Genomic DNA, 8,544 nt, shown 5'->3' on the forward strand with positions numbered 1-8,544 from the left:
CGGATCTCGGTCTCGGAGGTCTGCGGCATCGGCTGCGCCTCGCTCGCGAACTACCGCCTGCTGATGCGCCAGACCGGAGATGCGGCCGGCGCCGCCGCCCTCATCGCCGACCCGAAGGCCGACCATCTCGGCTGCGGCGCGATCGCGCCCGAGAGCGTCACCGGCATCAGCGACCATGTCGCCCTCGAGGGCCAGGCCTACGATTGCCTCGGATTGCAGAGCACGGGCGTCTGCCAGTGGGTGACGGCCGGCGCGCTCGGCCCCGCCGCGCCGCGCAAGGGCGAGGCCGCCAAGGCACCGCGGGAGAAGGGACGGCCCTGAGGCCCGGGGCTCCGCCCCGCCCCCCCGTGGGGCCTCGGGCCCCGGGATTCCCGGGTCCTCAGGCGGCGGCGAGCGGCTTCGAGACGTCCTCCAGCGAGCGGCCCTCCGCGGCCGTGCCCCAGACCCCGCCGACCACAGAGGCCACCAGCATCAGGGCGGCGCCCAGCAGGTAGCCGCCGAAGACCGCGTCGCGCGAGCCGGTCTCGACCAGCGTGCCGAACAGGAGCGGCCCCGAAACGCCGCCGATGCCCGTGCCCAGCGCGTAGAAGGCCGCGATCGCGAGCGCGCGGATCTCCAGCGGAAAGGTCTCGGCCACCGTCAGGTAGGCGGAGCTCGCAGCCGCGGAGGCGAAGAAGAACACCACCATCCAGGCCGCAGTCTGGCCGACGGGCCCCAGGAGCTCGATCTTGAAGAGGTAGCCGGCGATCGCCAGCAGCACGGCCGAGATGCCGTACGTGAAAGCGATCATCGGGCGGCGCCCGACCGTGTCGAAGAAGCGCCCGAGCAGGACGGGCCCCAGGAAGGAGCCGAGCGCGAAGGGCAGCAGGTACCAGCCGACATGCCCGCCCGGCACCCCGTAGAAGCGCTCCAGCACCAGCGCGTAGGTGAAGAACAGGGCGTTGTAGAAGAAGGCCTGTCCGATCATCAGGCAGAGGCCCACCAGCGTCTGCTTGCGGCTCGTCACGAACATCGCGTGGGCCACCTCGGAGAGCGGGGTGTGGTGGCGGGTGCGCAGCCGCGTGTGCTTCTTCGGATCGGGCGGCGGCAGGGGGACGCCCGCATCCGTGAAGCGCTTCTCGATGCCGCTGACCACCCGGTCGGCCTCCGCCGCGTAGCCGTGGGTGACGAGCCAGCGCGGGCTCTCGGGGATCCAGCGGCGCAGGAACAGGATCACGAGGCCGATCGCCCCGCCGGTGAAGAAGGCGACGCGCCAGCCCCAGGCCGGGTCGATCACCTCGGGCCTGAGCAGCACGATCGACATGAAGGAGCCCAGCGCCGCGCCGATCCAGAACGAGCCGTTGATGACGAGGTTGGTCCAGCCGCGCGCTTTCGCCGGCACGAGTTCCTGGATGGTCGAGTTGATCGCCGTGTACTCGCCCCCGATCCCCGCGCCCGTGAGGAAGCGGAAGACGCAGAAGCTGTAGATGTCCCAGGACAGGCCGGTCGCCGCCGTGGCGACGAGGTAGAGGGCCAGCGTGATGAAGAACAGCTTCTTGCGCCCGATCCGGTCGGTGAGCCAGCCGAAGCCCACAGCCCCCGTCACGGCGCCGACGAGGTAGGAACTCGCGGCGAGCCCCACGTCGAACTCGCTGAAGGACATCGGCGGGTTGCGCAGCGCGCCGACCAGCGCGCCGGCCAGCGTCACCTCCAGCCCGTCCAGCACCCAGGTGATGCCGAGCGCCACGATGACGAGGACGTGGAAGCGGCCCCAGGGCAGCCGGTCGAGGCGGCCCGCGATGTCGGTGTCGACGACCTCGCCCATCGGCACGCGCTCCGGGGTGGCGCCCCGACCCTCGCCCTTGCCCTCGACCTTGCTCGCCATGCGCCTGTTTACCCTGACTCGCGGGAGATGTTGGGAAGTCTGTGCAGTGTCGGCCCGTTCAGAGGGACCTTCACCGGCGTCGGGCTGAAGTAGGGCGCTCACGCGGATGCGTCCCGATGAAATCCCGACTTTTGAGAGAGCGTGCCCGTCTCGTCCTGCTGGCCGCGCTGGCGGCGGGCGCGACGACGTTTCCGATCCACGCCGCCGACGGCACGCTGGGGCAGGCGCGGCAGCGGGTGGAGATCGGCGCCGAGATCTGGCGCCTGCGCCCGTCCCAGTCGAGCGCGCCCGTGCCGGGCGGCTTGCCCAATGCGGTGACCCGCACGGGTGCGGCGGCCGAGATCCCGCAGGCGCGGCGCACCGTCCGGATGGTCTATCCGGCCCTGGTCGAGGCGCGCTGAGGCGCCCGCGATCCGGGGCTGCACGTCACCGCCGGTCAGGCCTCCGTCAGCCCGAGCCCGCCGAAGACGAGCTGCACGATCGTCGCCTTGGCGGCGTCGTAGTCGGCCTGCTCCAGGCGGTCCTTTCGCTTCATCAGGGCCATCTGGTCCGAGAAGTCGGCGTAGGCCTGGGTCATGGCCCAGATGCAGAAGAACAGGTCCGCCGGGCTGATCGGCCGGACCTTGCCGGCGGCTGCCCATTCCTCGACCATCGCCACCTTGGCGAGCAGCTGCTGCGTCGAGACCCGCTCGATGAAGCTGCCGATATGCGGGGCACCGCTGATGATTTCGGTGGCATAGATCTTCGACAGGGAGGGGTGGTCCCGGGAGAAATCGACCTTGCGGTGGATATAGTCCCTGAGCACCGTGCGCAGGTCGCCCGTGGCGTCGAGCGCGTCGATATCGGCCGCCCACCGGTTCATCGCCCGCTCCAGGAGCGCGCGGTACAGATCCTCCTTGTTGTCGAAATAGTAGTACAGGTGCGGCTTGGACACGCCCGCACCCTCGGCAATCAGCGCCGTGGTCGCGCCGCGCAGCCCGTAATTGCCGAATACGAGCTCGGCCGCGTCGAGGATCTTGTCCTCGACATTCGCGGCCGGGGGCGGGCGCCGCCCGCCGCGCGACGTGCCGCGGATCCGCACCTGCTCGTCCTTCACCGACCTCGAACGCACTGGCCGCTCCGTCGCTTCCCGATCCCCGGACCGCCCGCATCGTCGCACGGCCCGGCCCGGAAAACCCGTCCGAAAGGCCCTTGCACGGACCGATCGTTTAATGGATCTTACCGATCGTTAAAAACCGGCACAACGATTGCGACGCCGTCCACCGGCCAAAGAGCGATCGGACGAGGCCGGACCACTGGGAGGTGGCAGATGTCGATTCACGCAAACGAGCTCGCGCCGCCCGGCGCCGCAGTGCCGGAGGTGTCCGGCGCACACGGGACGCACGACGCGATCATCATGAAACCGAGCTACGACCCGAACCTCGTCAACGAGGATCTGGCGCCGCTCAGGAAGCAGACCTGGGGCACCTACAACATCTTCGCCTTCTGGATGTCGGACGTGCACAGCGTCGGCGGCTACGTCACCGCCGGCAGCCTGTTCTCGCTCGGCCTGGTGAGCTGGCAGGTGCTGATCGCTCTCATCGTCGGCATCGTGATCGTGCAGGTCTTCTGCAACCTCGTGGCCAAGCCCAGCCAGGTCTCGGGCACGCCCTACCCGGTGATCTGCCGCGCCTCCTTCGGGGTGAAGGGCGCCAACATCCCGGCGATCATCCGCGGCCTGATCGCGGTGGCGTGGTACGGTATCCAGACCTATCTCGCCTCGGCCGCCTTCATGGTGGTGGCCCTGCGCTTCTACCCCGAACTCGCTCCCTACGCCGACCTGAAGCAGTACGGTTTCGCCGGCCTGTCGGCGCTCGGCTGGGCCTCGTTCATGTTCCTCTGGGTCGTGCAGGCGCTGGTGTTCTGGCGCGGCATGGACGCGATCCGCGTGTTCATCGACTGGGCGGGACCGGCCGTCTACGTCGTGATGATCGCGCTGGCGGGCTACCTCGTGGCGAAGGCCGGGCTCGGCAATGTCGGCCTGACGCTGGGCGAGGTGAAGTACACGGGCTGGGCGGCGCTGCCGGTGATGCTCAACGCCATCGCGCTGGTGGTGTCCTACTTCTCCGGCCCGATGCTGAACTTCGGCGACTTCTCGCGCTACGGTTCGAGCTTCGCGGCGGTGAAGCGGGGCAACTTCTGGGGCCTGCCGGTCAACTTCCTGGGCTTCTCGCTGCTGACCGTCATCACGGCGTCCGCCACCGTGCCGGTCTTCGGCCACCTGATCACCGATCCGGTCGAGACGGTGAGCCGCATCGACAGCACCTTCGCGGTGGTGCTCGGCGCCTTCACCTTCATGGTGGCGACGATCGGCATCAACATCGTGGCGAACTTCGTCTCGCCGGCCTTCGACTTCTCGAACGTCGCGCCGAAGCGGATCTCGTGGCGGATGGGCGGGATGATCGCGGCGGTCGGCTCGATCTTCATCACGCCGTGGAACCTCTACAACAACCCGGCGGTGATCCACTACACGCTCGATATCCTGGGTGCCTTCATCGGGCCGCTGTTCGGCATCCTGATCGCCGACTTCTACCTCGTGAAGAAGGAGAGGATCGTGCTGGACGACCTCTACACGATGAGCCCGGCCGGCAGCTACTGGTACGAGAACGGCTACAACCGGGCCGCCGTGACGGCGCTGATCCCCTCCGCCCTGGTGCCGGCGCTCTGCGTGCTGGTCCCGAGCCTCGGGGTGCTGGCGAACTTCACGTGGTTCATCGGCTGCGCGCTCGGCTTCGTGATCTACCTCGCCCTGATGCGCCGCCAGCCGGTACTGGCCGCCCAGCCGGCGGAGTAGGCGCGAGACCACGCAGCGCTCTCCGCCCGGGATGGGCGGGGAGCGCTCCGGCCCGAACCGCCGCCCGTTTTGCGGCGCTTCCTAATTCCGGATGATCACGGCGACACCCGTGGATCCCCTCTCCCCGCCGTGCGGGGAGAGGGCTTCATGCCCCCTTGTCGGGGCATGGAGCGAGCCGGCTGGCGGGGGTGAGGGGGCTTCGACGGAGAAGCCTCATCCGGTGATCCCCCCTCACCGCCGCTGCGGCTGCGCCTCCGCTTCCTGTCTGCACAACGAGGTGCAGACAGGCCTCTCCCCGCCGGGCGGGGAGAGGGGGCGCTCAATACGGGAAGGCGTTGCGTTCAAGGCGAAACACTATCCGCCGAGGATCGTGCCCACGCTCAACCCGCCCTCGCGCGCGAACTCGCCCGCCGAGACCTTCCGGCCGCCCTCCGGCTTCACCCGGAACACCTCGATCTGGCCACCCTGCGCGGCGACGCGGAACGAGTCCTCGCCGACTGCCACCACCTCGCCGAGCTTGCCCCGCACGTCGCCGAAGCGGCGGATCGGGTGCAGCTTGGCGTCGAAGACCTGCAGAGTCTTGCCCGCGAGCGTCGTCCAGGCGCCGGGCGCCGGGTTCGAGGCGCGGATGAGCGCGTAGACGTGCTCCGCGTGGCTCGCCCAGCTGATCGCCGACTCGCGCGTGCGGAACCAACCCTCGTAGCTCGCCGCATCCTCGTCCTGGGCGATCTCGACGTGCTCGCCCGCCACCACGAGGTCGGCGGCCTCCAGCATCGCGGCGACGCCCTGGGGGAAGAGCTGCTTGAAGTAGACGTCGCCGAGCGTGTCGTCGGGCCCGATCGCGCAGGTCTTCTGCAGGATCACCGGCCCCTCGTCGAGGCCGTCGGTCGGGCGGAAGATCGTGAGCCCGGTCTCGGTGTCGCCGCGGGCGATCGGCCAGTTGATCGAGGAGGGCCCGCGATACCGCGGCAGCAGCGAGGGATGGTACTGGATCGTGCCGTGCTTCGGGATGTTGACGAAGTCCTGCGGCGCGAACTGCAGCACGTAGGCCATCACGCCGATATCGGCGTCGAGCCCGCGCATCGCCTCCGCCGCCTCGGCGCTCTTCAGGCTTGGGAACTGGAAGACCGGCAGCCCGCGCTCTTCGGCAGCGGTCCGCAGGACGTCGGGCTTCGCACCGGCCTTCTCGGGCGCGCAGAACACGCCCGCCACCGTGTCGCCGCGGTCGAGGAAGGCCTCGAGCACCGCCTTGCCGAAATCCTGCTGACCGATGAAGGCGACACGCATGAACGATCCTTGGGTGATGATCCTCGGGTGCCCCCTCGGCGCGCCGGAGGGGACGGACGGCGAAGCGGGCGCAGGGAACCTGCGCCCGCGTTCGGGGACCGATCGTCGTCGTGGCCGCGGCCTCGGTGAGGACGCCGCGGCGGGTGATCGCTACTCGGCGGCGATCTTCTGCACCGCGCCGACCGCGCCGGAATGCTCGATCTCGGCGATCTCGGCCTCCGAATAGCCGAGCACGGTGCGCAGGATCTCGTCGGTGTGCTCGCCGAGAAGCGGGGAGCGCGTCACTTCGGCGGGGCTCGCCGAGAGCTTGATCGGGTTTCCGACGGTCAGGTACTTGCCGCGGGTCGGGTGATCGACCTCCACGATGGTGCCGGTCTTGTGCAGGGCCTCGTCCTCGGCGATCTCCTTCATCGACAGGATCGGGCCGCAGGGGATGTCGTACTTGTTGAGGATGTCCATCGCCTCGAACTTGTCGTGCTTCATCGTCCAGGCTTCGATGCGCGTGAAGATCTCGTTGAGATGCGGCAGGCGCGCCTTGGGCGTGGCGTAGTCCGGGTCGGTCTTCCAGCCGGGCTCGCCGATGATGTCGCAGATCGGCTCCCAGACCGGGCCCTGCGTGATGAAGTAGATGTAGGCGTTGGGATCGTGCTCCCAGCCCTTGCACTTGAGGATGCGGCCGGGCTGGCCGCCGCCGGAATCGTTGCCCGCGCGCGGCGTCGCGTCGCCGAAGGGCACGCCCTCGCCGAACTGGCTGTACTCCCGGAGGGGGCCGTGGGCGAGGCGCTGCTGGTCGCGCAGCTTCACCCGGCAGAGGTTGAGCACGCTGTCCTGCATGGCGCAATCGACCCGCTGGCCGAGGCCGCTATGGGTGCGGTGGAAGAGCGCCGTGACGATGCCGAGGGCGAGGTGCAGGCCGGTGCCGGAATCGCCGATCTGCGCGCCCGTCACCATCGGGATGCCGTCGCGAAAGCCCGTGGTCGAGGCGGCGCCGCCCGCGCACTGGGCGACGTTCTCGTAGACCTTGCAATCTTCGTAGCGCCCGGGGCCGAAGCCCTTCACGGAGGCCAGGATCATGCGCGGGTTGGCCTCGTGGATCTTCTCCCAGGTCAGGCCCATGCGGGCGAGAGCGCCGGGGGCGAAGTTCTCGACGAGGACGTCGCATTCCTTGATGAGGCGCCAGAGCACCTCCTTGCCCTTGGGGTTCTTGGAATCGAGCGTGATCGAGCGCTTGTTGTGGTTCAGCATCGTGAAATAGAGGCTGTCCACGTCCGGGATGTCTTGGAGCTGCCCGCGCGTCGCGTCGCCCACGCCCGGGCGCTCGACCTTGATCACGTCGGCGCCGAACCATGCCAGGAGCTGCGTACAGGTGGGGCCGGACTGGACGTGCGTGAAATCCAGAACCTTGATGCCGTCCAGAGCCTTGCTCATCGTCTCTTCCCCATGCGCGGCGCCGCTGTCCGATTCGCCGCCCGAAGCCGGTCCCAGGCTGTCCAGGGTTCGGCGGGCGACAGGCGCTCGATTTTGTCAGCCCACGTTGGAATACCAGATTCCAGATGTCAAACCACCCGCCCGCCGCCTCGGTGGACGGCGGGAGACGGCTCTCGGTGGCATAGAATATGCCGACACGGCCGCCGCCTCAAGCGCCCGGGAACCCTGCAACGGCCGAATCCGATATTGCTGCATCTGCGAAGACGGTCGAGGCCTCAAGTTCTCGCGCCGCAAAATAGGCTTTTCGCTTCGCCAACTTCGCACGCAAACATTCGGCAAGCACTCGACGAGCACTCCACAAGCACTTGGCAAGTTGCGATGGCCGCGCCATCCTCCCGGCCAGCGCGCCGCCCTGCGCCCTCAGTGAGAACGGGAGCGACCTCCATGCTTGCCAGCAGCCGCCTGATCAAATCCTCGTGGATCGCCGTCGAGGTCACGCGCGACCGGGCGGAGCGGGTGCTCGTGGTCGAAACCTACATCGCGGTGAGCCCGCTGGAGCGGAACTACGATGCCGGCCAGTACGAGAAGGTGGTCGGCTGCGTGCGCAGGGTCTTGGAGGCCCATCCGGAGATCGACCGGGCCTCGATCCTGAGCATGCACCGGGACGCGGGCTGCACCGCCCTGTTCCGGGAGACCCCCGCGGCGGCCTGAGCGTGAGCGCGGGCGCCGGAAGCGCGACGGGACGGGGCCCCTGGAACCCGGGCATCGAATCGACCCTGCCGCGGGCCTTCCTGCCGCTGGCCACCGTGTTCCGCCCGGAGAACGTGGCGACGCCCCTCGCCGAGGCGCAGGAGGTGGCCGCCTTCTCGGGCCTCGCGCCGACCGAGGTGGTGGCGTTCCGCCCCGAGCGGCTCGTCGTGCACGAGCTGCTGATCCGGGTGATGGCCGACCTCTCGGTGCCGATGGGCGAGACCTACGGCGATCTCGGCGTCAACTTCCGGGCGATCGTCGCGGCGATCCACGCGGACGTGATTGCCCCCCGGATGGCGGAGATCCGGGCCTGCCACGCGGCGGCCCGCGCTGATCTCTCGGCCCGCATCGCCGCCGAGCTCGACGCGATGCTCACCCCGCC

7 protein-coding genes and 2 pseudogenes are annotated in these 8,544 nt (G+C 69.1%); 5 read left to right on the forward strand and 4 right to left on the reverse strand.

The window, feature by feature from the left end; all coding sequences use genetic code 11:
- A pseudogene (locus tag AX737_RS34000) lies at positions 1 to 321 on the forward strand (hypothetical protein); the annotation flags it as partial.
- Positions 322 to 379: 58 nt separating this feature from the next.
- Here the strand turns inward: AX737_RS34000 and AX737_RS02225 are convergent.
- Positions 380 to 1,864 carry an MFS transporter gene (locus AX737_RS02225; RefSeq protein ID WP_066918662.1) on the reverse strand — a complete coding sequence of 495 codons (1,485 nt, stop codon included), beginning with the start codon at positions 1,862 to 1,864 and terminating at the stop codon, positions 380 to 382.
- Between the two features lie 116 nt (positions 1,865 to 1,980).
- On the opposite strand from AX737_RS02225, the gene AX737_RS02230 reads away from it, so the two are divergent.
- Positions 1,981 to 2,265, forward strand: a complete 285-nt coding sequence (locus AX737_RS02230) for a hypothetical protein (RefSeq protein WP_156453489.1) — start codon at positions 1,981 to 1,983, stop codon at positions 2,263 to 2,265.
- 35 nt (positions 2,266 to 2,300) lie between these two features.
- On the opposite strand, the gene AX737_RS02235 is transcribed toward AX737_RS02230, so the two are convergent.
- Positions 2,301 to 2,975, reverse strand: coding sequence for a TetR/AcrR family transcriptional regulator (locus AX737_RS02235; RefSeq protein ID WP_156453490.1), 675 nt, complete (start codon positions 2,973 to 2,975; stop codon positions 2,301 to 2,303).
- Between the two features lie 198 nt (positions 2,976 to 3,173).
- On the opposite strand from AX737_RS02235, the gene AX737_RS02240 reads away from it, so the two are divergent.
- A complete protein-coding gene (locus AX737_RS02240) occupies positions 3,174 to 4,697 on the forward strand; it encodes an NCS1 family nucleobase:cation symporter-1 (RefSeq protein ID WP_082772828.1) in 1,524 nt (507 codons plus the stop codon).
- Positions 4,698 to 5,051: 354 nt separating this feature from the next.
- On the opposite strand, the gene AX737_RS02245 is transcribed toward AX737_RS02240, so the two are convergent.
- Positions 5,052 to 5,984, reverse strand: a complete 933-nt coding sequence (locus AX737_RS02245) for a methionyl-tRNA formyltransferase (RefSeq protein WP_066918668.1) — start codon at positions 5,982 to 5,984, stop codon at positions 5,052 to 5,054.
- 150 nt (positions 5,985 to 6,134) lie between these two features.
- The gene (frc, locus tag AX737_RS02250; RefSeq protein WP_066918670.1) at positions 6,135 to 7,412 is read right to left on the reverse strand and encodes a formyl-CoA transferase; all 1,278 of its coding nucleotides are present in this window, start codon (positions 7,410 to 7,412) and stop codon (positions 6,135 to 6,137) included.
- A gap of 444 nt (positions 7,413 to 7,856) precedes the next feature.
- Here frc and AX737_RS02255 point away from each other — a divergent pair, with 444 nt between their 5' ends.
- Positions 7,857 to 8,123, forward strand: coding sequence for a hypothetical protein (locus AX737_RS02255; protein WP_066918672.1), 267 nt, complete (start codon positions 7,857 to 7,859; stop codon positions 8,121 to 8,123).
- Positions 8,124 to 8,125: 2 nt separating this feature from the next.
- Positions 8,126 to 8,544 (forward strand): annotated as a pseudogene (locus AX737_RS02260) (hypothetical protein); the annotation flags it as partial.

It is taken from the genome of Methylobacterium sp. CCH5-D2 (assembly GCF_001556475.1).
Lineage (GTDB): Bacteria > Pseudomonadota > Alphaproteobacteria > Rhizobiales > Beijerinckiaceae > Methylobacterium > Methylobacterium hispanicum.

What these genes read in the sequence shown, in the direction of transcription:
- AX737_RS02225 (WP_066918662.1), bottom strand. Translation starts at nt 1,864, where the DNA reads ATGGCGAGCAAGGTCGAGGGCAAGGGCGAGGGTCGGGGCGCCACCCCG.
- AX737_RS02255 (WP_066918672.1), top strand. Translation starts at nt 7,857, where the DNA reads ATGCTTGCCAGCAGCCGCCTGATCAAATCCTCGTGGATCGCCGTCGAG.
- frc (WP_066918670.1), bottom strand. Translation starts at nt 7,412, where the DNA reads ATGAGCAAGGCTCTGGACGGCATCAAGGTTCTGGATTTCACGCACGTC.
- AX737_RS02230 (WP_156453489.1), top strand. Translation starts at nt 1,981, where the DNA reads ATGAAATCCCGACTTTTGAGAGAGCGTGCCCGTCTCGTCCTGCTGGCC.
- AX737_RS02245 (WP_066918668.1), bottom strand. Translation starts at nt 5,984, where the DNA reads ATGCGTGTCGCCTTCATCGGTCAGCAGGATTTCGGCAAGGCGGTGCTC.
- AX737_RS02240 (WP_082772828.1), top strand. Translation starts at nt 3,174, where the DNA reads ATGTCGATTCACGCAAACGAGCTCGCGCCGCCCGGCGCCGCAGTGCCG.